Genomic DNA, 26,306 nt, shown 5'->3' on the forward strand with positions numbered 1-26,306 from the left:
CTTTCTTACCAGATGCTGTTATTGGTGATTCGTTTGGCCAGTCCGTTCACGGTAACCAGCAGAACCAGATTGATCAGTGAATTGAACAAGCCGACCGCGGTAGCAAAGCTATAGTTGGCATTCAAAAGGCCAATCCGGTAGACATAGGTGGCAATAATCTCAGAATTAGCGATATTTAGCGGGTTTTGCAGCAGATAGACCTTTTCAAAGCCAATCGCCATCACGTTACCCACATTTAGAATCAGGATAATCACAATCGTAGGTACAATTCCGGGAAGATCAACGTGGCGGATCTTTTGAAACCGTGAAGCCCCATCCACCCTAGCCGCCTCATAGAGTGTAGGATCGATGCCAGCCAGTGCAGCCAGGTAGATTACGGCGCTATAGCCTGCGGTCTGCCAGATGTCAGACCAGACATAGATGGAGCGGAACATGCCGGGCTCACCCAGGAAATTCACCGAGTCCAGGCCGAAGAAATTCATGGCAATGTTGGCGAACCCCAGACGCGGAGCCAGAAACAGCATAATAATGGAGACCATAACTACAGTGGAAATAAAATATGGAGCAAACGATACAAGCTGAACGAACCGTTTGAACCTGCCGCCACGGATTTCATTAATCATCAGTGCGAGCAGGATCGGAATCGGAAACCCGGCCAGCAGCAGATAGCCGCTCAGCAGAATGGTATTCTTGACCAGCGTCCAGAACAGCGGATTCTCAAAAAACAGCTCGAAGTGCTTAAAGCCGACCCAGGGACTGCCCCATATCCCCTTAATTACGTTATAGTCCTTGAAAGCCAGTACAGCATTCGCCATTGGATAATACTTAAAGATCAGAAAGAACAGCAAAGGTGGAATGACGAGCAGATGCAGCTGCCAGTGTTTCATGATATTTTTTCCGGCGGTATGCAGCCAGCCCTGGCGTTTGCTTCGGGGCGCCGTTTGGGTGCTCATAACCATTTCTTTTTCCAGATGAATCTCCCCCCTTAAAAATTTGGCCAGCGTTACTTCATTGATTTCACTTCGCTTCAAAAACTTGCTTCGGAAGCAGATGCTTAGTTTGGCCAGCCGCTGCTCCCTTGCATTCCTTCGAGCAAAAACCGCTTCGGAAGCATTCGCTTTGTATTATTAGTTTGTGTGATAGCGCTTTCTCACGAGTTGATCATAGGGCATGATAAGCGGCTTTGAACAGGTACACTTCCGTATTTTGCGTACAGATTGCCCGGTTTGCAGGGGGCATCACTTCCTGGGACGGCCTGATTTCCGCGTTCTTGCAAGCGGATACATTATTTGGCATACCCCTTGGGCAGAAACGGCTGCACCGCCCGGGAGGGACAATGCAGCCGCTTTATTCTTGGGGTTGCAGGAGACTCTGCCTCCCTCTTACCGAGGGGTCCTGCTTCTCCCTGTCCCTTCCCAACTTTCCCGGACCATGAGATAAGCCCAAGTGGAATTAGTGAACTTAATTCCGCCGAAAACAGCAAATATGAAGGTTTAGGTGGAAAAAGGAAACTTAAAAACTCCATTTCCCCCTCTATGGAGGGAAATGAGCTGGATTAGTTTTACTTTTTCCACTTAGTCTGCCGAGCGCAGGGTGCTCGGGCCAATTAGTTTTACTTTTTCCACGTAGCTGCCGAGCGCAGGGTGCTCGAGCCAATTAGTTTTACTTTTTCCACGTAGCTGCCGAGCGCAGGGTGCTCGGGACAATTAGTTTTACTTTTTCCACGTAGCTGCCGAGCGCAGGGTGCTCGAGCCAATTAGTTTTACTTTTCCACTTAGTCTGCCGAGCGCAGGGTGCTCGGGACAATTAGTTTTACTTAGGCCAATACTATTCTACTCAGCATTCGATTGTCTGTAGGTGCTGGGGGAAATGCCGGTTAACCGCTTGAAAGCTCTGCGGAAGGAGTGGGAGCTGTTGTAGCCCACTCTTGCCGCAATCTCATCCACCGTATACCTGCTGTCCTTCAGCAGGAGCGCCGCCTGATCCATCCGTACCTTCACCAGATGATCGGAATAATTCACACCGGTCACCTCCTTGAACAGCTGGGAGATGTATTTTTCCGGCCGTTCCACATGCTCTGCCACCCGGTATAGGGTCAGTTCGGTGTCCGAATACATGTCATCGGTATACTGGTAGATCTGCTTGATGATCTGGGTATGTGCATCCTTCTTTTTATTAGCGATGTACCCGCAAAGTCCCTCCATGACGGCATGGAATTCGGCCTGGATGTTATCGGCCGGCTCCGAGGAATTGATGTCGATGATCCGCTGCTTGACGCTTTCGAACAAAGGAGATTCCATGAAGGTTTTTTGATCCAGCAGCTTCAAAAAGGTACCCTTCATCTCCCCGATCAGCTGATGCTTCATCTCAATGGACAGCTCCCGGCCGCCAAGATTCTGCGCAAAGGTGGAATCCATAATGCGTTTGGCCTCAGCCAGCTCCCCGGCACGGATGGTACTGATCAGCCGTTGCTCTGTATCAAGCGGATAATAATAGGTCGTATTCTCGATTCTGGCCTCATGATTCCATGTCATGCCTTTCTTGTTCGTATACACTGCATACTCCAGCGCCTGCTTCGCTTGCTCAAACGACCCGCTGACCTCTGTTACTGAAGCGAAATAGCCTCCGAACCCGGACTGCACCGAAATCTTGTATTCCTTCAGCACATATTGCGCCAAATTCTCCATGATGTGTGTAATCGCCACCTCCTGGTCCGATGCAGATTCCCCAGGGCCGGAGAAGAACAGGCCGACCATTTTGTCCGAGCCCATATCGGCCATAGGCAGCGGTCCCGTAAGCGAAGCGAGCGCCTGCTTCACCAGTAGGCGGGCGGCGTTCAGCTCATTGAGGATCTCCACGCTATCCATCCCGGAATAGCCGTTAATCTGGATCAGCCCGGCATAGCCGGTCCCCTGATTCAGACCGATATCCGCCTGGGCGGCAGCAGAGACAATCTCCTCCCGTGACTCAAACTCTCCGGCAACCAGCCGCTTAATAAAAGCATCCCTGACCAGAGGCAGCTGGCGGTTAAGCTCGCTTTCGAGCAGCTTATTCTTGGTGATCATATTAGCAATATTTCCGCTCAGGAAGTCGAACTCACTCTGCTCTGCCGTCTCCTCCTTGCCGAACTGCTCTTTCATCACACTTAGCATCCGGTTGATCGGTGCACTGTTCCGGTAGGCGAGCACTAGGCCGGCCAGTAATCCTAGGAACAGAGCGCCTCCGGTAATCAGCCAGGACATGTATTTGATTGTATTGGCATTCTCCAGCAGGATGCTTCGGGGAATGCCTGCCTGGTATACCCAGCCATTCGAATCCGAACGGGTTGAAATCACCAGATCATCCCGGTAAAACTGGCTGACCTTGCTGTTATCAAAAGAGGAATCCGCGTGAAGCCGGTTCACATATGCCTCATCTTTTCCTTGGAGCACAATGGTCTTTCCATCGGCATCGCTGATATGAACCCAGCCCCCGTAGCGTTCAGTCAGGCCAGACAACAGGCTGGCGATGATTTTCTCGTCGATCATCACGACCACAACGGCCGGAGAAGAATCATTGAAGCTGTCGAGCGGCAGTGACTGCATGTAGGTAATCACCGAGGTTTGTGCCCCCTTGCTGACAAAGGCGCTCAGCGGTTTGATCTCACTCCGGTGGGTTTTCTGCAGAACCTGCTTCTTCCAGTCCGCCAGTGGAAGTTCGTTGTAATGATATATCTCATAGTAATGCTCCGGACGGTAAGAAGAGCCGGGGGTCAGCACCAGATCGTAATTGGCGAGATAAATATAATAATCCTGCAGGAAATCATTCGTCTGGCCGAAGGTCAGCACATTGCGCATGGTCCTCCAGATTCCGTAGACATTGGTCCCCTCTCCCCGTTCATTCAATAGCACGTTCAGTTCAGGATTCACCGCAAGCTGCCGGGTCAGCCCCTCGACTTCAGCCATCCGGCGCTCAAGAATTTCCTGGCTTTTTTGCAGCTGGATCACACTGTTCTCGATGGAAATGGACTCTGTTACAGAGATCGATGTTCGGTAGGACATGTAGCCGCCTATGCCCGGAATAATTAGAATAATGATGTAGGAGATCAGAAATCTGCGGAAAACCTTGGAGTGTTTGAGCATGGTTTGATTCCCCTCTCAGTTGGTAGCGCTCACAGCATAAGCTTAAAACAAATTGCTTCACAGTCAAGCTTTTGTCTCCAGCGCCATTCGAAAAGACGGTTGTAACTACAATCCGACAGAGTGTATTCCCGGCAGCTGGAGCGCCTTTATTCCCCATAAAAAGCTTATCTTTCTGGTCAGGCGGACACAGAATCCGCTGAATGCTCTATAGTCATCATCCTCGTCCTGTATAGGAAGAATGGAATAGGGCCTTCTAAATCCGCATCATCAGAAACATTTGCTGCACTACGGCCACAAATACAGGCTCTATTCCATAAGCCGACGATTTTCATTGCCTGGGAAATGATGTTCAGGCAGCAGCCGAATAGTTCAGATTCCTTCTCGATTGAAAAGGAGCCGTTGCCGGCTCCTGTGCTTTTTATCTGCTTCTCCTTAATCGCTTAGTTGTTCTCCGCCACCGTTCCTATCCTTATATTCATGAGCAGTGGCAGCCTCGAGGATGTCCTTGAATGCCCAGTGGGTGACCGGGACATCGCTCCACGGGGAGGCTTCAGCACCGAAGAGCGGACCTCTGCCGAGTGCCCTGTTCATCGCGGTCACCGCTTCGGCACGGGTCAGTGCCTTTCCGGGACGGAAGGTACCATCAGTATAGCCATTCAGTATGCCTGCTCCCTGAGCCTGAAGAATGGCTGAACGTGCCCAGTGACCGGCGGCAACGTCTGTATATCCGCCTCCAAGGATAGGATTATTCTTGCTTAGCATTGCAACAAGACTGGCCAATTCCGCCCGCGTGACCTGCTGATTCGGCTTAAAGGTACCCTCCGGGTAGCCTGTCATCAGTCCCATTTCCGCTGCGCCAGCTATTGCTTCGGCCGCCCAATATCCGGAAGGCACATCACTGAAGACTACAGCCTTTCCTTGCTTCTCCTGTGGAGAAGCTTTGAATAGCAGTGCCGCCATTTCGGCACGGGTAATCTTCTGATCCGGTTTGAAGGAACCGTCCGGATACCCGCTCATATATGCCGTATGCTGTTTCACCGCTTCCGGCGAAGCACTTGGAACAGGAGTAGCAGATGGAGACGCAGTCACAACCGGGCCCGTAGTAACAGCGGGTCCTGGAGTTACCGGAGCTGGTGATGCGGTAGCAGAAGGTGATGGCGTTGGCGTTGATGTCGGTTGTTCGCTAGGTGTTGCCGGTTCACCGGCCTTGGTGCTGACGTTGTATTTCAGCTGATCAGCGAACATCAGCGCACCTGATTTCTTCACCACCTTCAGTACGTGAACGCTATCGGGCAGCTCTGCAAGGCTGAAGAGATTCTGCAGAATCTGCCGGTTGCCGCTGTAGGCGCTTGCGGTCTGAATCAGCTTACCGTCCACATAGATTTCCATGTCACCCATATCCGGCCCTTTGGGTCCGGACAAGGAGATTCCAGTCCCGCTGAATGTATATTCAAAAGAATCACCGTCTGTCTCTGTAAAATGAATATCGTTCTGATAATCTCCGCTAAAGGCAAATTTCAGTGGAAGAGTGCCCGCGGGCAACGCGGCGAGGTACGCAGCCTTGAGGGTTACAGTGTCTCCGGCAATTGTATAATCCGTACCTTCCACCAGTTTATAAGTGCCCTGGCTGATGCCGCCGAACAGCTCCGGCTGACGCAGCAGCTTAACCTCGATATCTGCCGGTACTGCTCGGTCGAAGGCTGCTTCTACCGGATTGACCAGGTCGGGGATTTCCACCTTGAGCATATCCAGCAGCATGAAGCTGCCTGACTTCTTCACAGCCTTGAGGGTATGGAAGCCTTCAGGCAGACCCGCAAGGCTGTACAGATTCTGCTGGGCCTGGCGTCCGTTATGATAAGCGCTGACCGTTTGCTGGAACATCCCATCCACATATATATCCATGTCGCCCTGCGAGGTATCCGTTTCTGTATAGAGCTGAATGCCAGTGCCTCTGAAGGTATATTCGAAGGAATCCCCATCCTTCTCGGTATATTGCACATCATCCTTGTAGTCGCCCATTCCTCTCCCGGAACTGCGTGACCAGGTGCCATTGTAAGTGATCCCCGGATCGTCATTGTTAATCAGCGAATAGCGAACAGTAGCAGAGCCTGTAATGGTCACTGTCAGCACTTCGCTTGCACCTCCGTCAAAGATGAACAAGAGCTCCGCTGCACCTGAAGGCAGATTGAAAAGATATTCCTTCTTGATCTTCACAACGCCTCCGCTGACGGAATAATCGCTTCCTTCCGTAAGGACAGCCCCACAGTTCTTAATCTCCAGAAGGGAGTCACTGCCTGCAGGCAATGTGACAGCTACATCAGCCTGTTTGTCAGGCGCCTTGTCGAAGCTTCCTGTGGCAGGGGCAATGAGCTGATTGACACTAATCTTCAGCGCATCCAGCAGCATGTACTGGCCTGAGGCCTTAACCACCTTAAGCGTGTGCTCACTGTCGGTAAGGCCGTTGGCACTGTAAACGGCCTGCTGTGCTTCCTTGGCTCCAGCAGTATAGGTGCTTACCGTTTGCGGAGTCACGGCATCATCCAGATAGACCTGTACGTCCCCTTGCGAGGAATCCTTCTCGGTTAGCAGCTCAATGCCTGTTCCCTTGAAGGTGTACTCGAAGGAATCACCGTTTGTCTCGGTATAATGTACATCTGCCCCGTAATCTCCGGCGGTTCTGCCGGACTGCGACGACCAGGCTCCGCTGTAAGTGATGCTGCTGTCGCTGTCGTTGATATAGACCGAACGGGTAACCGGGCTAGGAGAAGGATTACCGCCCGGCTGTCCTTCTCCGGGAGCTGCAGCCGAATCCGTGATTTTTACAGTAATATCCTGTGAACCCGGAGTCTGCTCTTTGCCTCCGTTGCGCTGCCATGATCCGGTATAACGGACATTCGTATCGTCATCGTTCACGGTGGAGGTTCCGCTCTTGGCGGTTACCTTCAGCATCCGGGATGCATGCGGCTCCAGTACCCCGCCGCTGAAGCCCGTGTCAAAGGAACCCAGCTCACTATGACTCCAGAGATCGCGGACAGAGGCCGGTCCCTCAAGTCCAATATCGCTCCATTTGACATCCACTGCAGCACTGCGGCTGCCGAGGTTGAACAAAGCAACATTATAGGTTCCATCCCCGTTATTGGCATACCAGACCTGCTGCTGGGTATCCATGGACACCGGATGGGCGGGATGTCCGGCCTGATTGACAGCGATAACCTCGTCATTGGTCAGCAGCTGCATTCCATAATCGTCCAGCCGCGTCATATCATTTCCGATATAGAGCTGTGCCGCCGAGACTGCCCAGAAGGTCATGGCGGTCTGCCGCTCATCCTTCGTCAAGCCGTCCATAGCACCGTTCCCGACATTCAGGGAATCGAAATCATTCCAGCCTCCGGGTCCGGCATCTCTCCACCAGATCGCGGCGTCCGGGAACAGTCTGGCAATGTTGGCCCACTGCGTCAAGCCGACATTACTGTCATAGGACTCCACATCCCACTGAATCCGCCAGCCGTTGGCATATTTTTTCCAGAAATCTGCATAGTTATGGTCCAGCGCCCAGGATAGCTCGAACCAGATATTATGTCTGTCCAGAGCCTTGGACCAGGCCTCAACATCACCGCGTGCATCACGGCTGAGGTTGTTGATACCCGACCCCGGGGTTACACTGTCGAACTTCACAAAGTCGATACCCCATTCTCCGAGAAGATCAGCTATGGAGTCGATGTACTTCTGGGCACAGGGATTTTGAAAATCGATTTTGTAGCTGTAGGAATCCCAGTAATCCATGATTTTCAGCGGTTGCACTGCAATGTCGCGTACCCGGCACTCCCCGTTGGTTCCATAGATTTCAAGGTTCTTGTTATACGCGTCAATCGACAGGCCTGGAATCAGATAGATCCCGATCTTCTGCCCGTTGTTATGCACATAGTCAATGACCTCCTGAAAACCGTTAGGATAACGCTCGGCACTCGGCAAAGGCCGGCCGTATTCATCCATGCTGCCATTCCAGCCCGCATCAATATTAATGTATTCATATCCAAAAGCTTGCAGCTTCTCGTGCATGGCATCGGACTGCTTCTTGATGCTCTCCGCCGATATCCAGTTGCCGGAGGGCTCATACACCTGCATACTATAGCTGCTCCAGCCCATATATGGCTTCTGCGCCAGCGATTTGTCCGCCGCCTCCGCCACATTTCCTGTGGTTCCTACCCATCCAGCCTGTGCAGCCACCATCATAAACAGCAGCAGACTGACCCCGATCTTTTTAGCCAAAGACTTCAAAATATCCCAGCTCCCCTCGCAGTTAATAAAGCGCTTTCCTTTTCGGACGGACCTGCCTCATGTGTATGCGTCTTCAAATGGTAGCGCTTTCTACACGAGTAGATCATAGGGGGAGGCAGCCCGTTTTGAATAGGTACAATTGCGGTGTTCGGCGTACAGCTCTCCCGGTTCAGAGGGGGCAAATCCCGGCAGAACAGCCAAATTCCCTTATCTCACAAAAAAACCCTGAGGGGATGAATCCCGCCCAAGGCTCAACATTTCCACAACGCACGAGTTTTACACGATAAAATTCAATAACCATTTAGTTGTACTATGCTTATCCCGGAGATTAGAATTCATCCCGGAACGCTTGTCCTACTCCGGTATTTCCTCATGAATCGCAGCATTAAATTTCCGTAAAAGCTCACCAAAAATCACACGTTCCCCATCGCTCCAGGTACACAGCATTTTCCCTATGCTCTCCTGCCGTGCCTGTTTGTTCTCATTCAGCACCTCTTCACCCGTATCCGTCATTTCAAGCGAATACGCGCGCCCGTCTACCGGGTCGGGGATACGCTTCACATAGCCCTTCTGTTCCAGGGCAGCAGCCTGTCTGCTGACTGTGGAAATATCCAAATGGAATTCATCGGACAGAGCCTTCACTCCGGCTGAGCCGTGGGAGGCAATTTGATGCAGCAGCAGATAAGCGGAGCGGTCCAGATTGCCAATTTTTCTATAGGTGGTCATGGAGACAAGGCGCCGGACCAGAATGGCCATCTCCAGCTCTATCACATCAATTGAATGATCCATGATAATTGTGTCCTTTCTTGTAGAAAATGCGTAGTATGATCATTGACATTACCATTCCCACTTGTATAATACAAGTATATACTTTCATTATACAAGTTATTTAGCGGAATCGTAGCCTGCGGAGGGAAATTTATGAAAGCTCAAGAGTTTATGGTCAGACAAGTATACAAAGTCAAGGAAACCGATACGGTTCGCACCTTTATCGAACGATGCATTCAGTTCCGGATCAGCGGCATGCCGGTAGTAAATGACAGAAATGAGATTGTCGCTTATTTGAGCGATGGGGACATCATGAGATATATCGGCAAACATGAGGATCTTATCGTCGATTCTTTTTTTCAGATCAATGTATTTGTCGGAGATAATGAGGAGTTTGAGGAGCGAACGCGCAGACTGCTGAACCTGAATGTCTTGGATATCGCCAAGAAGAAGGTGATCACCGTTCCCTGGGATGAAGATATTGAGAGAATCGCCACCATTCTCGGCAAAAAACAGATCAAAAAGGTCCCGGTCGAGCGAAACCGTGTGCTTGTCGGTATTATCAGCCGCGGCGATGTGATCCGTCATACCTTTAAAACCCTGCTCTAACCCGCATTCTACATTTAAAAGATGCTCCACAGTCGTTTTTCCGGCTAGTGGAGCCTTTTTGCCGTTTGCTGATTTTATTGCGCCCAATATCCCCATAAATAAAATTAAACGAGTAAAAAGCTGTTCTAAATTCCAAAATGAATTTAAGTATGCTATGCTATGCGGTGTTTGTTTTGTCCAGTGTACGGAAAGGAGTTATTCATATGTTTAAGGATATCAGGGTGAATTGGAGTTTGCTTCTTCAAATCTTCTGGACCTTCTTCAAGATCGGACCTGTCACCTTCGGAGGCGGCTACGCCGTAATTCCGGTCATTGAACAAGAGGTGGTTACGCGCCGCAGATGGATGAACATGCAGGAGACCGGAGATGTGCTTGCTCTCGGCCAGTCCATTCCCGGCTCTGTGGCGGTCAATGCCGCGACGATCATTGGGTATAAGGTAGCCCGTATTCCAGGTGCAATTGCTGCCATCATCGGCATCATTCTTCCCACCTTTCTCATCGTTATCGGTCTTGGCATTGCGTTTCTCCAGGTTCAGGATCAACCGAAGATTGCCGCCGCCTTCAAAGCCATCAAAGCGACGATTGTCGCACTCATAGCCTTCGCCGGATACAAAATTGCCAGAGCGGCTGTGGTGGATAAAACAACGCTCGGCACGGTCCTGACAGCCATCCTGATTATGGCCGCCTTCGATCTGAATCCACTGTACATCATTATCGGCGGGGCAGCTGCCGGAATTGTCCAGGTCCGAATCAAGGACATGCTGGGCTTGACCGTCAAGCTGGAACAGGAGCACGCCGATGCTGCAGGATATATCGACTACTATATTTAGGCCTCTAAGGAGCTGACATTATGCTTTGGGAGCTGTTCCGGACTTTTTTTATGATAGGGCTGTTATCCTTTGGCGGGGGCTATGCCATGATTCCGGTGATTGGAGAGCAAGTGGAGCGAAACGGCTGGATGGATCTTCATACATATATGAATGTTACCGCTGTCGCCGGGATGTCCCCCGGACCTATTGCTACCAACACCGCTGTTTTTGTAGGGTATAAAACTGCTGCTCTTCCAGGGGCATTGCTGGCAACGCTTGGCATCCTGCTGCCCTCGCTGCTTCTGTCCGTCCTGATTGCGGGCTTCTTCTACCGGATTTATCAGCACAAGCTGGTGAAAGCGGGTTTTTACGGATTGCGTCCGGTTGTCGCCGCTATTATTTTTTATGGAGCCTACCGGTTCTCCAGGACCAGCGGGATGATCAGCATGGCCTTCACCTACGATCAGATTATGCTCTGGGGGATTTTTGGCGCCTCCTTATTTGCGTTATGGAAGTTGCGGACCCACCCTTTTTATGTCATTCTGTTATCAGGTTTAGTCGGAATTGCCCTCTTTACCTGATCGGGATACTTGTTAATAAGGAGAGACCTTTGTGCTGCCTATTCATTCACTTATTTCCAGTTCCAGAACCAAGGATATGTATTTGTCCGTCAGAAAAAAAGGGACCGTATCCAAACATACACTCCTCGAGGAAAGCGGCTTGACCGTCAGTACCTTAACCCGTATCCTCGATGAACTGCTTGCTCAAAATCTGCTCCTGGAGGTAGGCTACGGGGAATCGACCGGCGGCAGAAGGCCCACGCTCTATGAGACCAATCCTGACTACGGCTATGTGTTCGGCCTGGAAATCTCCCGGACCCATTCGAGGCTGGTCCTTGCAGATCTCCATCTAACCTTGCTGGATGAATATACATGGGCTATGGATGAGTATGCCACACCGGAACGTCTGATGGATTCCGTGTATGCGCAGGTGTTGCGTATGCTGGAGCAGGCTTCCATTGACATCAGCCGGGTCATCGGACTCGGGATTGGGGCCGTTGGCCCCTTAGACCGTAAGGAAGGAACAATTCTGACACCTGCCGGCTTCACCGCACCAGGCTGGTCGCAGGTGCGCATCAAAGAGCGGCTGGAACAGCGGCTGGAGGTGCCGGTGTGCCTGGATAACGGTGCAAACACCGCGCTGCTTGGCGAATATTGGGCTGGTGGCGACCGGCGGCAGCATCAGCTGCTCTACCTGCATGCCGGCATCGGTCTGCGCTCTGCCATTATGAATGAAGGCCGGATTCTGTACGGTGTCATCGACACCGAAGGGGCTGTTGGGCAGATGATCATTGAGAGCACCGGTGTCGCCTCAAGCGTCCCTGGAGGCAATTACGGGGCATGGGAATCCTACGTTTCCATCCGCACTCTGGAAAGGCAGGCCCGGGAGGAGTGGAACCGCGGCAGATCCACGATCCTCCGCGAGCTTTCGGACCGCCCGGAGGATCTGGAATTCAGCCATTTAATTGAAGCCTTGCGGGCCGGGGATTCCGCAGTGAACAGAATCTTCGGGCAAGCGGCGGTCTATTGCGGCATTGGGCTGGCCAATCTGATCAATATCCTCCACCCCGAGGAGGTCATTCTGGGCGGCCCCCTATTCTCGGCTGCCGATGTATTCTATCAGGAGGCCATAAGGACCGCCCTCGAAAAAACCTACTACCGCGAGCAATACAAGGTCCGCTTCACCAAAGGAAGCCTTAGCGACAACGCGGTTGCAGCCGGTGCGGCTGCCTTAATCCTGAATCAGCTTACGGATTGAGACGGGTACACAAAGAAACAGCGGTAGCCTGGACGGAAATACAAAGTCCCAGACTGCCGCTATTGTACTGAACATGAATCTTACGTATTCCGGCCGGCTTTAACATGTTTTAGCTGGGCAACAATAATGACGCTGATAATGACCAGAAGGAACCATGAACTGATCTTACTGAAGCTAACCAGATGCCAGGCCTCATGCTGGTTGGGATATTTCCATGCACTAAAAAATGTGGCTATATTTTCAGCTAACCAGATAAAAAAACCCACAAGAAAAAAGGCCAGGGTCAAGGGCATTCGATAAGTAATGTTCTGTACCCGGTAGATGATCCATGTTCTCCAGAAGACAACAAGCACAAGCGCCGTCAGCCACCAGCGAAAATCCGGAAGAAAATGATGTGTGAAAAAATTCAGATAGATGGCTCCTCCCAATAGCCCCGCATAGGCAAGCCCCGGCCAGCCGGTCATATCCATCTTCAGTCTGCGCCATACCTGACACATATAGCTTGCTACACTGGCATACATAAATCCGCTATAGAGCGGTACACCGAATAGCTTCGTAAATCCGGGTTCAGGGTATGACCACGATCCCATCCTTACCTTATACATTTCCAGCATTAATCCAATAATATGAAATACACAGATTACTTTAATCTCATCAAGCGTCTCGAGTCCACTCCGGTACATAAGGAACTGCACGGCAAGCAGTATAAGTAGAACGGCATCATAACGATAAATGAAGGGCAGCTTTACTACGCTAGAAAGAGCCAGGGTTCCAAAGATCGCAACCGGAAATATACAGCTCATCGCCTGATGATAGCCAAAATGCAGAAGTTGTATGAATGGTTTCAATAATGGTATCTCCTCTAATGTGCGTCACTTTTGTTGAAGAACAGCAGCATGATCAATTTGAATTTAACACATAATTTATCGTTTATCAATATATTTTAATTGATAAACGATATTTTATTACTGTTTTAGACATTCCAACGGTTTGATCTGATCCTCTCATACATCCCATAATTCCGTTTGCGTAATGTGTCATATACATTTTACAGAAAAGGTAAATAAAATATTACATTCCCTGCTATTTCCTTTTTATGCTCAACGCACTAATTGAACCAAATACCCAAATGAATGCAATCAAATATATCATTTTAACTTGAACCTCGTCATGAAATGCCATAATAGCGAAAACCAGTAGAATTCCAGCTCCCACTTGAAGTGGAAGCATAATTTTTCGCAAGAGGATTGGGGACAAAAAACAGATGATACACGTCAAAAAAATAAGCGGTTCTATAGCCACTGGTTTCGACTCCCTTAAGGTATCTCATTTCTCAGATTATGCCACAATTTACTCCTTTTTCTCAATTGCAAATTAAGACTATAGCCGTGTTCCCACAGATAACGAAAAGCCCATTTGGAGCCGCAAATATCACGGCATGCCAACGGGCTGTATTTTTTAGATACAAGAAATGAACTGCTGCTTGCCACCTGTGCCGCCTCTTGGACAGAATAGCTTAACCTTATCCCATAACTGTTCTCTCTTCGAGACCAGCACTCAGATCACAATGCTTCTCCGCTGTATGCCTGCTGCGATCCCGCCCACCTGAACCCGGGTAATCTCACCGCCATGGTTCAGGCTTAATCCAGCCTTAATCTCGGAAGGACAGCTCATCGAATATCCTTGCCTGAACACTACATGCTGAGCCTGCTGAATGGACAGCTGCCCGTATTTGTACAAATAACTAAGTAACGCGCCGCTTGCGGTCCCTGTTGCACTCTCCTCAGGAATGTCGTACAGCGGCGCAAAGTTCCGGCATTCGGCTGCGGCATCATCCGGGGTATCGAGTGTGAACAGGTGGTAGCCGATGACGTTATATTTCTCGCTGACCGCTGTTATTGCGGCAAAATCAGGTTGTATCCTGGCTAACAGCTCACGGGTACTGACTGGAATCAGAATATCCCGCAGCCCCGTGGACACAATCTGAATGGGCAGCTCCCCGGCCAATTCCTCTGCGCCGATTCTAAGCGATGCTGCAATTTCTTCTCTTGGCAAGGTTTCATAGAACTGTGGCAGCGACTGCGACAAATAGACATCCCCGTCATGGCTGATGCTGACCTCCAATAATCCGGCTTTGGTCTCCAGGGTATAGGTGGCATACGTAGCCAGGTTCAAGGAATACATCAGATAAAAAGCAGCAACCGTCGCATGCCCGCACAAATCCACCTCGCTGGCCGGAGTGAAATAACGGACCTTAAAGTCGGCAATCGCCGATTTTTCCACAAAAGCCGTCTCCGAAAAGCCAACCTCCTTCGCCATACGCTGCATTTCCGCTGTATTCAGGGAGCCTGCATCCAGTACTATCCCGGCGGGGTTTCCACCGCTTCCGTCTTTGTCAAAAGCATTTAAAGTGTACACTTCCACATTCATTCCGGCCATCCTCTCCATATCTTTTTCTAGTCGTATAACCTGCTGCTTGTCCTAGAATGAAGATTATAGTTCATTAAGAGAACGGGGACAATATGCGAAAAAACACAATATTCCAAAATTTCAGAGTCAATTTCCCGGCGAATATGTGCTGCTCTTATTTTTGCCGCTGGTTTCAAAAGTTCAACATTGCCTTGTTCATGTAACCACTTGGTTGTCTGTGCTAAGCCTGCTCTACATGAATAAGCGGAGTTGCCGCCAGTCCAAACTTTACAAACGCGTACCGCGCCTGATACACATGCGTATCCTTATCCAGGTCCTTGTCCGTCCAGCCCGGCTTATCCTTATAGCTGTCCGGCCCGACCTTGTAGACTTCACCTTTGATATGATGATGTGGTCCCAGCAGGTTGCGGCAGCTGCTCGTCAGCTCCACTTCGATGACATTACACCCGCTATGCAAAAAGGAAGAAACCTCTGCGTGGTATGGCTCCCACAAAAAGGTGCGTACCTCGGCCCCGTTAATGAACAGCTTTGTTACTATTGCATCAGGTGGGGCCTGAAAGGAGCATTTCACAGCAGTTGCTTGCGTTGCATCGACGGTCAGGCTCTGACGCAAGCGCATATTGCCGGAGAAGAAAGGAAACCCTTGCCGGGTTAAATCCCCTGTCTGCACCTGCCGTGGCGGCTCCGTCAAACGGAAGGGTCCATCCGTGAATACCGCTCTGCGTTCTCCGTCCGTGTACCCCGAACTCGAATGTACTCCAAAATCGCCAAGCAGATAGATACTCTCCAGCTCCTGATCGATCGTAAGCTTGTTGCCTTCCGCTTCGAATGCCTTAGCCCGGGCCAGTCGTTCCGAGATTTCCTGTGAGCCAAGGAACTCCATTCTCAGAACTAACGTATTCCGGCCGGATACCGCAAGGCGGCTGATATCTAGGGTCTTGAACGAGATATCCCGCCACCAGCCTCCGCTGACCGCCTCTACCTTAACCCCGTTCAGTTCGATCTCCAGCTCCTCCGGCCGTTCCAGTACAAGAAACAGCTCCCTCTGTCTGGCCGTATCGAAATCGATGTGAAATTCAAATTCCAGTTCCACCGCAACCGGCCTTCCGTAAGCCAGCAGCTCCTCCTGGATAAAAATCACCGCCTGCGGCTGTGACCATTCCCCTCCATCCACACGAAGGCGTGCGTTGTCCAGCGTCAGACTGTTGAGATCGGAGTGCACCATTTCCCAATCTGTCGCCAGCTTCACCGCCATGGTCTCCACATTCTCCCCTGGCACCACCGGTTCGGTCGCCTTAGCGTCCCCTGTTAATAATGGTGGATTCGGAAGCGGATCCAGCTTCAGCATATAGGACTGGCCGGGATGCAGCGGAAGCCGCAGGCGCACGCCCAGCTCCAGCGGACGGATATCTCCGGTTTCTAGATCAATCAGCGAAACTGTGCCCTCACGGGCCAGCTGAATATTCAGCAGCGGGTAGAACTCCGTGCCGGAATTCACCACATAATGCAGCGTTGAGCCCGCAAGCTCCAGGGTCCGTACATTGATCGTATCCGCAGCGACGGATTCCCCGACTTCACCGCTGATTCGGATGAACGGCTTGCTGGCCGCGGACACCGCCCGGCACAACGCCTCGCGGCTCCATTCTGTCAGAACAGCAGCCTGCATGAAGCGTGCGAATTCAACATCCTCCTTACCGTCAACCCGCGCCGGACAAGGGTCAAGAGCAATCAGCTTCCCCCCCTGCGCAACGAACTCCCGCAGAAGCTGCGCAGTCTGCCTGTCGACGGTCACACTAGGCGGTACAATAACTACACGGTACGCCGCTTCGCCGACGATGAAGCGGCCGCCGCTGACCCTGCCATGTCCGGCGATTATGCCCTCGCTGCCATAGTCATGCTCGATCAGGCTCTGGCACAGCCATCTCGTGAGCTGGGCAAAAGCTTCATGATAAGGCACCACAGCGGAATGATCCCTGCCGCGCTGTAGCGTCCATGCTGTACGCACCGGATGCAGCAACAGAACCTCCGCCTGGGCCGAGCCTTCGGAGAGCAGCAGGGACAGCCTGGCGAAATAGTCATTGAAGGCTTTATAGTCGCTCCACCAAGGCTGTTGATAAAACAGGGATGGCGGGTAATCCCGTTTGCGCAATCCCCTCAAAGAGTACCCCTGCAAATGCTGGCACATCAGATTAATGCCATGTACGAACTGCCATTCGCCGATTCGTTTAAGGTCAGCGAAGCTGACGTTCCAGCCGGAGCAGCCAAAGCTCTCGGTTATTGTCCGCTTCTTGCCGAGCTGGCGGGCCACCGAGCTGACCTGCTTCGGCACCAGCGCATCGCTCCCCACAAACCTGCCCAGCCAGTCGCAGCCGGGAATCTGCAAGTGTTCATAGAAGGCCATCGGGTCACCAATAGAGGTCACTTGATTCATTAGCTCCTGCTCATCGACGACATGCCCGGTCGCCGACCAGCCCTTGCCTGCGCACCAGTCTCCGATTTGCTTGGCATATGCCTGCGTGAACATGAAGGTTACGGTCTCCCAGTAAGCATATCGGGCCTCGCTGCAGCCTTCCGTATCCAGGAAGAGCGCTGGCAGAACCGCCCTCACATCGCCTCCATGCCTTGAAGTAAACATCTCCCCCAGCTCAAAAGACCAGGGAAGCCCGCCGCGCCCGAACTGCGGCTCATCCGTGAATACACCGCTCAGCTCCGCACCGGAGGCTTCACCGAATTGCTCCCAGTAACGCTCGTAGGTGGTATCGATAAATTCTTTTACTGCCATCGGACTGAGCGTATCTGTATAGTAGGAATTTACTTCATAGCTGATTCTCAAGGAGGCACCGGCTTCTTCGCCCGGAAGCAGCAATCGGTAGCTCTGTCCGTCCGCTGCGGCGGCATACCAGCCAATTGTCCGCTCCAGTTCCGGCGCATCCTGAAATGGAGCCTGTTCACACAGCAGTTGCTTCTGCTGATAGGCCAGTCCTTTGGCGGGCACCTTCCCGTCTGCAAAGCCGCTGGGCCAGCCGTTTTCATCATAGAACCAGGCGTTCATCCCGAGCTCACGGCTTCTCTCAATCGAAATGCGGATGGCCTCCATCCATTCTTCGCCCATGTATGGCGTCTGCAGCCCGCCCCGGGCATGCATGAAGAAGCCGCCAATCCCCGCCCGGTGCATCTCTTCAATCTGCCGCTCCAGCTCCTCCTTCTCCAGCCGGTCATTCCAGGACCAGAGCGGAACGGATCGGTATGCGTTAGGCGGGTTCTTCAGGTCATCCCGCAAGTTCATCATTTGTTCATCTCCCCGTTCGCCATCCGGTTTATCATTGTTGTTCATCAGCCTTTCAGGCACAGGGAGATCAGGTCATCCACATGTGCAGTCGCGAGGCATTCGATCGTATCGGCGGAGCCGTAGTAGATTTTGACCTCACCGTTATCCTCCAGAATCATCCCTCCCGGAAAAATAACATTGTTGCGGAAACCGCCGTCAACCTCATAGCGGGTCTCCGGGGCGAGCAGCGGCTGCTTGGACATGCCGATAATTTTCTTCGGATTCTCCAGATCCAGCAGCATGATGCCTGCGGTGTACCGTTTCTTCCAGGCAGGCTCCCAGCCGTGTTTACCGCGTGCCGGGTCAATATCCACCGCATGGAAGGTTGTCAGCCAGCCCCTGTCCGTCTTTACCGGAGGTGCGGCAGGTCCAACCTTGTCATTGGCGAAAGGAACATGCTCCACAGCGAACAGCAGGTCGGAATTGCCCCAATATTTCATATCCGGGGATTCCGAGATCCAGGTATCGAAGCGGTCCTTGCCGCCACGGCTGTATACGGTAAACGGACGCTCCAGGCGGACGTAATTGCCGCCTATTTTCTCCGGGAACAGCACCATGTTGCGCAGATCGGGCGAAGACAGGCTGAGGATCTCAAATTCCTCAAAATCATCCGTCACTGCGATCCCGCCCCGGATGCCATGCTTGGTATCGACCGCAAAGCACATATAGCAGCGCTCTCCGATCACCGTCAGACGCGGGTCGTAAGCGCGGATAATCTCTTCGTCATGCAGCTTGAAACATTTCTTGGGACTGGCCTCCCAGTGGAAGCCGTCATCACTGAAAGCAATCCCCAGGTCGGTCGTGTGATGCGGCTCAATCGTCTGCTCCGTAAGCGAGCCATAATCATTGCGGAACACCATCACATACTTGCCTTTGAACTTGGTGACGCCTGCATTGAACACAAGCGCTGTCCTATAGGGAACCATAGACGCATCCAGCACCGGATTGCCGGGATAGCGGTGAATCAGCGGACTGGATGTAAGAATTGCGGGAACCTGAACGGTCATGTTGTAAACCTCCTGATTATTGCTTGTAGTCTTAAAAACAGCCCAAAGTAATAGTATCATCTACGTTGTTATAAGCAGTATATTCCATAGGGAGAGGAGATCGTAAAGGCTCAGCCTACCCCTTCAGGGAACCAGCCGTCATCTGCATAAAAGATTTATTGGCAAAGACATACGCTACGAGAATCGGCACAATCGACAGGCAGGCACCAGCCATCATGTAATGAGTCTGCGAGGCGGCGGAAATGCCATACTTCAGATTCGCCAGGCCCACAGTGAGCGTCTGCAGCTCCGGCTTCGTCATGGTGAACACGAGCGGAAGCAGATATTCATTCCATGCGCCGCGGAAGGTAAAGAGTGCGCCTACCCCCAGTCCAGGACCGAGCAGAGGAAGGATTATAGTCCAAAAAGTGCGGCTGAGTGAGCTTCCGTCAATCCGTGCAGCTTCATCCAGTTCACGCGGAATGCCTTTCATGAAGCTGAGCAGGATAAAAAAGATCGAAGCATGCGCGGAGATCAAAATCAGAATAACCCCCCACAGCGAGCTGTGCAGGTGCAGCCTGACCATCAGGTCGAACTGCGGACGCAGCACCACCGCCCCTACGGCGACAAACATTGTGAATGACTGCATGCCGATATAGATTTTTTTGCCGAAAAAATCCATCCGGTCTACTACATAAGCAGCCATAGAGGCTACCAGCAGTGTACCGGCGACCGTGGAGAGCGACACGATTAGACTGTTGACCGTATACGTCGAGAAGTGGGCTTTGTCCCAGGCATCCGCGTAGTTGGAAAAATGCCATTTGCTTGGCAGGAAGGTTGCGCCTGTAGTCAGCTCAACGTTTGTTTTGAACGAGCCGAGGATGGTAATCACCACAGGAATCAAGGTTACAAAGGCGAGTACCAGCAAAAAGATCCATAAAACCATCTTCCCCGTTATCTCTTTTGTTCTCATCTCACATCTCTCCTCAATCAATCCGATTCATTCGTCTGGAGGCATAGAAGTAAACCACGGAAATCATCCCCACGATAAGCGCAGAAACGAATGCGACCGCACTTCCATATCCAAACTCCTGCACCTGGGTTGAGGCTGAGCTGCCCCCGACCGGAAAGAACAGCTTATACAGGTAAAGGAACATGACTTCCGTTTTGCCCGCAGGGCCGCCTTCGGTAAGCACCATTATGCTCTCATAGCCCTTCAGCGCATTGATGATCGCCAGCATAATGACCATCTGCAGCACAGGTCCCAACATCGGCAGGGTAATGAAGCGGAACTGCTGTATTTTATTAGCTCCATCCAAAGAAGAGCTCTCGTAAACATCCTCGGGAATATTCTGAAGTCCGGCCAGGAACAGCAGCATATAGTTGCCGACCGCCCCCCACACCGCCACCAGAATGACCGTAAGCATGGCATGTTTCGGACCCAGCCAGTCAATCCCGGAGGATGAAATGTTAAATTTGATCAGGAACTGGTTCAGAATTCCGTTGTACGAATTAAAGATCGTAAAAAAGACCACAGCCATAACGGCCGTACTGATTACTGTTGGCATGAAAAAAACGGCCCGCAGCAGCTGTCTCCCTCTGATTTTACGGTTCAGAATCGCCGCCAGGAGCAGGGACAGCGGGATCGAGAGCAGCAGCTTGCCTCCCGCATAGACAAAGGTATTGACGACAGAATCCCAAAACTCTGCATCACGCAGAATCCGGCTAAAATTATCGAGGCCGATGAACCGGGCAGTTCCATAGCCCTTGTAGTTGTAGAACATATAGCGGAATGCCCAGGCAATCGGGTAAATTCCCAGCACCAGCGTGAGCAGCGCGCTTGGCAGCAGAAAGCTGTAGGCAAAGGTGGCATTCTTGGTTTTGTTCATGGGTTCCTCCAGGCTCCTTTCCTGTCTTGCTGTCAAAAGATAAGGATGGGGGAAGAAATCCCCCTCCTTAAATGGTCTCTGTAAAATGCTCGGATAAGCTTCTCTGAATTTATTTTGCGAACTTCCCTGCAAGCGCTGCCGGATTAAAGCCTGGGTCCGGTTCGGCTTTCAGGCCGTCATTCTTCATCGCATCATCCAGCGCAGCGTTGTAGCGTTTGTTCAGATCGGCGATCGTAGCATCCAGATCCCCGCCGTTCAGCATGTATTTGAAGAAGGCGTCATCCGATTTCATACCTTCCGGTGCCACTGCCGGATACACCGGCCATACACCGTCATACTGATTCGGCAGGAACCCTTCGATACCTTTGACTTCAGGGGTTTTGGCGGAGGCGCTGATGGAAGGGACCATCGAGATGCCATAACCATTCTCCTGATAGGCTGTCAGCATTTGATCACTGTACATATACTCCATGAACTTCCATGCAGCATCCTTATGCTTGGACTTGGCACTCAGAGCCAGCCATTGTCCGCCGAGGAAGCCCGAAGCGCCCTTTGCGTTGCCGTCAATCGTAGGCGCAGGTGCCGCAGCCCAGTCGATTTTGGCGGGGAACTGTGTGCTGTAGACCCCTGGTTCCGAGGAAAAACTCAGGTACATCCCGATCTTGCCCTCGGCAAACTGTGCCCGCAGTGGATCGATATCCAGCGATTCCACACCTGGAAGCATGCTGCCGTCATCTTTGATCTGCTTGAAAGCCTCGATAATCGGCTTGAAGCCGCTGAAGTCATAACGCGCCGTTTTGAAGTCATAGCCAAAGCCGCCGAAGCCGCTCATTTCAGCAATAACCCGCGCTGAGCGTCCAAGTGCACTGGTCGGATTTTTGAAGTTCTGCGCAAAGCCGTAGGCACCGTCTGCTTTTCCCGCTGCGGTCAGCTTTTTGGCAGTGTCCACCAGCTCCTGCAAGGTTGCCGGGGGCTTGGTAATTCCCGCTTTGGCGAACAGGTCCTTATTGTAGACCAGACGCATCGTCGTACCGTAATTCGGAAGGCTGTAGCGTTTGCCGTCAAAGGTGTTCAGATTAACCATCTCCGGAAATTTAGCCTTCATGTCATCGGACAGATACTCGTCGATTGGAGCGAGATATTCTTTTTTATAAAAAGTGCCGATGGTGTTTTCTTTCACCCGGATCACATCCGGAGAGTCGGCAGTCTGGAAGGACAGGTCCAGCGCTGTATCGAAATCATCGCCCTTGACGACCAATTCCACCTCAATGCCATCGGTATTCGTTGCGTTGAAATCGGCTACCTTTTCCTTTACGAATTCGGCGTCATGGCGGTCACCTGTCCAGTAGCTGATTTTGGTCTTTTCGCCTGATGCCGATCCCGCTCCAGAGTTTGATGGCTCCTTGGAATTCTCAGCAGTATTGGAGTTGCCGCATGCGGCCAGACCGAATGCCAGCACCGCGCTCAGCGAAGTCAGAAGCAGTTGTTTCTTCATTTCTGTTAACCCCCTTATATGTTCAAAGCTGTGTTTGCCTTACACCCTGATTATAGGGCAGGCCATTCATCTGCATAATGCGGGTAAACCCACATTAAGGGCAGATATCTGCTGAACTAATGCCAAACGGGGATGAACACCCGCAGCATCAGCGGATCGTTCATCCCCGTGGATTCGTATGTTGTGAAAAGTCTGCCCTGCCGAGATAAGATATCTTGAACTCCGACGGTGTCATGCCGGTGTATTTCTTGAATACCTCGCTGAAGTAGCGGCGGTGCTCATAGCCAAGCTCCATGGCGATTTCCTGCACCTGCAGCCCTTCAATCAGCATCGTCTTCGCCTTCTCCATCTTCTCGTGCATGACGAACTGCTGAAAGGAGATGCCCGCCACCTTCTTGAACAAGTTCGAGAAATAGCCCTGGCTGAGGCTGATTTGCTTCGCCACCTGCTCCAGGGTCAGGCTGGTGTGCAGGTTGGCACAAATGTAGGCCTTAGCCTGACGGATAATCCGTGTGGATTCGATAGAGCGCTCTTCCTCAATCCAGCGGCAGCCTTCGGCGCACAGTCCCTCCAGAAGGGAACGGATCTCCTGCAACGAAGGATGCGGGCGGTTCTTCAGACGGTTCACTTCCTGCTCCAGCGGCTGGACCTTCTCATAAGGGAATAGCTCCAGCATGACCCGGCAGATTTTGAATGACAGCTCGTAGCCGATGTTCTCCACATACTGCGGCGCGGGCAGCGGGTCGAGCTGAAGCAGCTCATCGAATATACGTACGAGCACCAGCTGGCTTTTCTCACGGTTGCCTGAACGGAGCGCGAAAAGAAATTCCTGTTCGGCGGCAACAGAATAGTGGCTCGCAGCCCGCTGCTTATGGACGATACTTGCGTAGTTGTATACAGCGTTGCCGCCGGTATAGAAATGATAAGCCAGCGCACCAAGCGCCTGCGTATAGGAATCGGCCAGCTCATGGATCGCAGATACGCCCAGTCCCATTCCAATTGAAACCGTGCAGCGGGAATAGCGGCTGACATTAGTACAGCAAGCCTCGGTGATCTGCTCCGCCATACGGGGATCGTCCCCGTTGATGATTCCGACATAACGGTTCGTCGCCTCACGGAAGAGAATTCCTTGCGTCCAGGCCAAGATCGTCTCTTCCAATATATTTTGCAGGCTGAAGCGGATCAGTTCAATCTCCTGCACAGGCTGGCGGCAGTACTTTTCGGCAAACTGATCGATCTCGACGATAAACACTGTGAAATTCTCCTGCGCCAGCGGAATGCCAAGATACTCCCATCGCGCTTTCGCACCCGGCTCAGTCTCCCTATGCTGCATTAGGAGAGTCAGATACTCCTGGCGCAGAATCGGCAGACTTTCTTTGATCCGGGCTTGCATAGCCTTTAGGTTCTCCTGCTCTCTGCGATCCTCCAGACACAGATCCTTTGCCTTCAGCACCACATTCACGATCTCCTCCAGTGAAAAGGGCTTTTTGACAAAATCCATGGCCCCAAGGCGAATTGCCTGCTGGGCATAGGAGAATTCCGAGTAAGCGCTGAGAATAATGATTTTGCAGTGCGGGGCAAACTCCAGAATCGCCCTGGTCATCTCCAACCCGTCCATTCGCGGCATGCGGATGTCGGTAAGCACAATATCGGGTTTCAGCTCACGAATCTTCTGCAATCCTTCTTCCCCGTCGAGCGCCGTACCGGCTACCTCGATGCCGTACTCCTGCCACTGAGGCTTGCGGGCAATCATGTCTACTACGCTTTTTATATCGTCAATCACGCAAATTTTGACCGGCCTTACTTCAGGATATTCCATAACTTCCTCCCTCTTCCTTCTGCGGACCGAGCGGTATCCATAGATCGGTTCGCGAGCCTACGCCCGCCTGGCCGGACAGCTCCATCCGCGCCTCTTCGCCGTAATAGAGCTGCAGCCGGTGCCTGATATTGACCAGGGCATATCCTTTTTTGGAAAGCTCCCGCTCAGTCATCCCCAGCTCCACTTTGGCGGTATCCATGCCTTTGCCATTGTCCTCCACCACAATATGGAGCATGGCCTGCTCCAGCGAAATCCGCACATGTATCCAGCCGCCGCTCCTCCGGTCCGAGAACCCGTGCTGGATACTGTTTTCCACAATCGGCTGCAGCAGTATTTTGGGAATCGGGACCGACAAAAGCTCCTCCTCTTCCGTTTCAGCACGGTACTCGAACAGATTCTCATAGCATTTTTGCTGGATGGCGCAGTACTGCTGCACATGCGAAAGCTCGTCCTCGAGCGTAATCAGATCCTTGCCGCCGCCAAGCCCCAGCTGGAACATTTGCGATAATGCGAGGATCATCTCGTTGACATCCTCATTTTCACCCATCACGGACTTACAGTAGATCGTATTGAGCGTATTGTATAGGAAATGGGGCTCCATCTGCGCGGTCAGCGCCCGGATCTCCGCATGGCGTTTGCCTTTTTCCTTCTGCCGCACATCTTCGATCAGTGTTTTGATCTCCGCCATCATCCGGTTAAACTGAAAGCCAACCTGGGCGATTTCATCGTTGTATTTGCTCTCAAAAGAAACGCTGAGCTGGTTCTCCTCCACTCTGCGCATCAGCCGGCTCAGCTTGAACAAGGGACGGAGAAGTGCCGCCGTCAGCTTGTTTGAGAAAAACCAGGTCGTCAAAAGAAAAACCAGAATCACATACAGAACCGTCCGCTGCACGCCTTTGAGCTGTCCGAGGAGCTGATCCTTGGACTGCATCCCGGCCAGAATCCATTCCGGCGCAACCGCCGACTGCTTATAGTTGACCAGATAATCCTCACCGTCAAAAGGATAAAAGAAATTGCCCTCGCTGTCCGCTGTTCTGTCCTGCAGAAATTCCGGCTCTCTCGGCGGCCCCCCCTGGGCAGGCCAGCCCGTCTGCACTACCGTCTCCCCTTCCTTGTTCAGAAGCAAATACTTTCGGTCCTTACCAGCAGTGCCCTGACCAAGCAGTGAAGCAATCCGGTTCTCTCTGAGATTGACCACAATGAACACGTTGGTGATCGGCGTATGCTCATAAATTCCCCGCACTACAAAGGACACCACACGCTGGCTCCCGGTGAACAGCCGGTCGTAGTGCCCTTTGGCCCAGTATCCGCCGGGGCTTTTTTTGCTATTATCGTACAGCTCCGAGCCGTAAAATGAATTATCCTGTGCTCGGACCTGGGTGGTGGAATAAAAATCCCCGATCGGTGTAGCTATGAGAACGTTCTCAATCATTGGCTCATTGAAGGTTGCCTGCGAGAGGACGTACTGCATTTCCGATAAATGAACATAATATTTCGTCACATCATGGGCCTGCACATCAATCATCATCTGCCTGTAGGCATCACTGAGCATTAGTGATTGGACCGACATCGCCACATCATTCAGCCGATAGTCCAGCAGCTGCAGTGTCTTATCCACCGTCTCTTTACTCGTCTCAAACGCATTGTTCTGAATTTCCTTTCCGGCTATCCGGTAGGTTAGAACTCCCATCGCGCTAATGGATAGCGTTATCAATACGAGAAATGAGAGAAGTACCCGCTGCTTGATGGACACCTGATAATAACGTTCACTCGACTTGCTCCAGATTAGGCTGCCCCACTTTCGAAAGAACCTCATGGATGCCCGCTCTCCTTCCTACCGCAAAAATTCCGCCAGTTCTCCGATAACCAGCTTTCATCCCCTGTACCATACGACCGATTTCGGGTTGATGTCAATAAGTTCACCTTGATTTCCTACCCAGCAATGGTCTCGATCAT

The 26,306-nt window shown here is 51.8% G+C and carries 17 protein-coding genes; 4 read left to right on the top strand and 13 right to left on the bottom strand.

All coding sequences use genetic code 11. From position 1 onward, the window contains the following. Window positions 1-5: 5 nt before the first annotated feature. The 4 genes from A3849_RS12680 to A3849_RS12695 form a co-directional block, all read right to left on the bottom strand. Window positions 6-953: an ABC transporter permease gene (locus tag A3849_RS12680; RefSeq protein ID WP_083609439.1), complete on the bottom strand. Its 948-nt coding sequence runs from the start codon at window positions 951-953 to the stop codon at window positions 6-8. Between the two features lie 879 nt (window positions 954-1,832). Then, window positions 1,833-4,121: a helix-turn-helix domain-containing protein gene (locus A3849_RS12685; RefSeq protein ID WP_074111756.1), complete on the bottom strand. Its 2,289-nt coding sequence runs from the start codon at window positions 4,119-4,121 to the stop codon at window positions 1,833-1,835. Window positions 4,122-4,553: 432 nt separating this feature from the next. Further along, window positions 4,554-8,399, bottom strand: coding sequence for a X2-like carbohydrate binding domain-containing protein (locus tag A3849_RS12690; RefSeq protein WP_074111757.1), 3,846 nt, complete (start codon window positions 8,397-8,399; stop codon window positions 4,554-4,556). Window positions 8,400-8,753: 354 nt separating this feature from the next. Continuing rightward, window positions 8,754-9,188 (bottom strand): MarR family winged helix-turn-helix transcriptional regulator, encoded by a 435-nt coding sequence (locus A3849_RS12695; protein ID WP_306010704.1) that lies wholly within the window; start codon window positions 9,186-9,188, stop codon window positions 8,754-8,756. Window positions 9,189-9,320: 132 nt separating this feature from the next. Here A3849_RS12695 and A3849_RS12700 point away from each other — a divergent pair, with 132 nt between their 5' ends. The 4 genes from A3849_RS12700 (at window position 9,321) to A3849_RS12715 (ending at window position 12,403) form a co-directional block, all read left to right on the top strand. After that, entirely contained in the window at window positions 9,321-9,776 is a 456-nt protein-coding gene (locus tag A3849_RS12700) for a CBS domain-containing protein (RefSeq protein WP_074111759.1), read from the top strand. Window positions 9,777-9,979: 203 nt separating this feature from the next. Continuing rightward, the gene (locus A3849_RS12705; protein WP_074111760.1) at window positions 9,980-10,606 is read left to right on the top strand and encodes a chromate transporter; all 627 of its coding nucleotides are present in this window, start codon (window positions 9,980-9,982) and stop codon (window positions 10,604-10,606) included. Window positions 10,607-10,626: 20 nt separating this feature from the next. Further along, on the top strand, window positions 10,627-11,166 hold the full coding sequence (locus A3849_RS12710; protein WP_074111761.1) for a chromate transporter: 540 nt from the start codon (window positions 10,627-10,629) through the stop codon (window positions 11,164-11,166). A gap of 31 nt (window positions 11,167-11,197) precedes the next feature. Then, entirely contained in the window at window positions 11,198-12,403 is a 1,206-nt protein-coding gene (locus tag A3849_RS12715) for an ROK family protein (protein ID WP_256700755.1), read from the top strand. Between the two features lie 80 nt (window positions 12,404-12,483). Here A3849_RS12715 and A3849_RS12720 read toward each other — a convergent pair whose 3' ends face one another. The 9 genes from A3849_RS12720 to A3849_RS12765 form a co-directional block, all read right to left on the bottom strand. Continuing rightward, window positions 12,484-13,251, bottom strand: coding sequence for a DUF817 domain-containing protein (locus A3849_RS12720; RefSeq protein WP_074111762.1), 768 nt, complete (start codon window positions 13,249-13,251; stop codon window positions 12,484-12,486). Window positions 13,252-13,960: 709 nt separating this feature from the next. After that, window positions 13,961-14,833, bottom strand: coding sequence for a PhzF family phenazine biosynthesis protein (locus A3849_RS12730; RefSeq protein WP_074111764.1), 873 nt, complete (start codon window positions 14,831-14,833; stop codon window positions 13,961-13,963). Window positions 14,834-15,053: 220 nt separating this feature from the next. Beyond that, entirely contained in the window at window positions 15,054-18,122 is a 3,069-nt protein-coding gene (locus A3849_RS12735; RefSeq protein WP_218619233.1) for a glycosyl hydrolase, read from the bottom strand. A 44-nt stretch (window positions 18,123-18,166) separates the two neighbouring features. Further along, complete coding sequence (locus tag A3849_RS12740) at window positions 18,167-19,168, bottom strand: glycoside hydrolase family 130 protein (protein ID WP_074085930.1); 1,002 nt, start codon at window positions 19,166-19,168, stop codon at window positions 18,167-18,169. A gap of 115 nt (window positions 19,169-19,283) precedes the next feature. After that, window positions 19,284-20,120, bottom strand: a complete 837-nt coding sequence (locus A3849_RS12745; protein ID WP_074111766.1) for a carbohydrate ABC transporter permease — start codon at window positions 20,118-20,120, stop codon at window positions 19,284-19,286. 13 nt (window positions 20,121-20,133) lie between these two features. Beyond that, entirely contained in the window at window positions 20,134-21,036 is a 903-nt protein-coding gene (locus A3849_RS12750; RefSeq protein ID WP_074111767.1) for a carbohydrate ABC transporter permease, read from the bottom strand. Window positions 21,037-21,145: 109 nt separating this feature from the next. After that, on the bottom strand, window positions 21,146-22,531 hold the full coding sequence (locus tag A3849_RS12755; RefSeq protein ID WP_074111768.1) for an ABC transporter substrate-binding protein: 1,386 nt from the start codon (window positions 22,529-22,531) through the stop codon (window positions 21,146-21,148). Between the two features lie 160 nt (window positions 22,532-22,691). Then, window positions 22,692-24,350 (bottom strand): response regulator, encoded by a 1,659-nt coding sequence (locus A3849_RS12760; RefSeq protein ID WP_074111769.1) that lies wholly within the window; start codon window positions 24,348-24,350, stop codon window positions 22,692-22,694. Continuing rightward, entirely contained in the window at window positions 24,337-26,166 is a 1,830-nt protein-coding gene (locus A3849_RS12765) for a cache domain-containing sensor histidine kinase (RefSeq protein WP_074111770.1), read from the bottom strand. The genes A3849_RS12760 and A3849_RS12765 overlap by 14 nt, the downstream gene beginning before the upstream one ends. Window positions 26,167-26,306: the final 140 nt, after the last annotated feature.

It is taken from the genome of Paenibacillus sp. P46E, from assembly GCF_001909095.1.
GTDB classification, from domain to species: domain Bacteria; phylum Bacillota; class Bacilli; order Paenibacillales; family Paenibacillaceae; genus Paenibacillus_AQ; species Paenibacillus_AQ helianthi.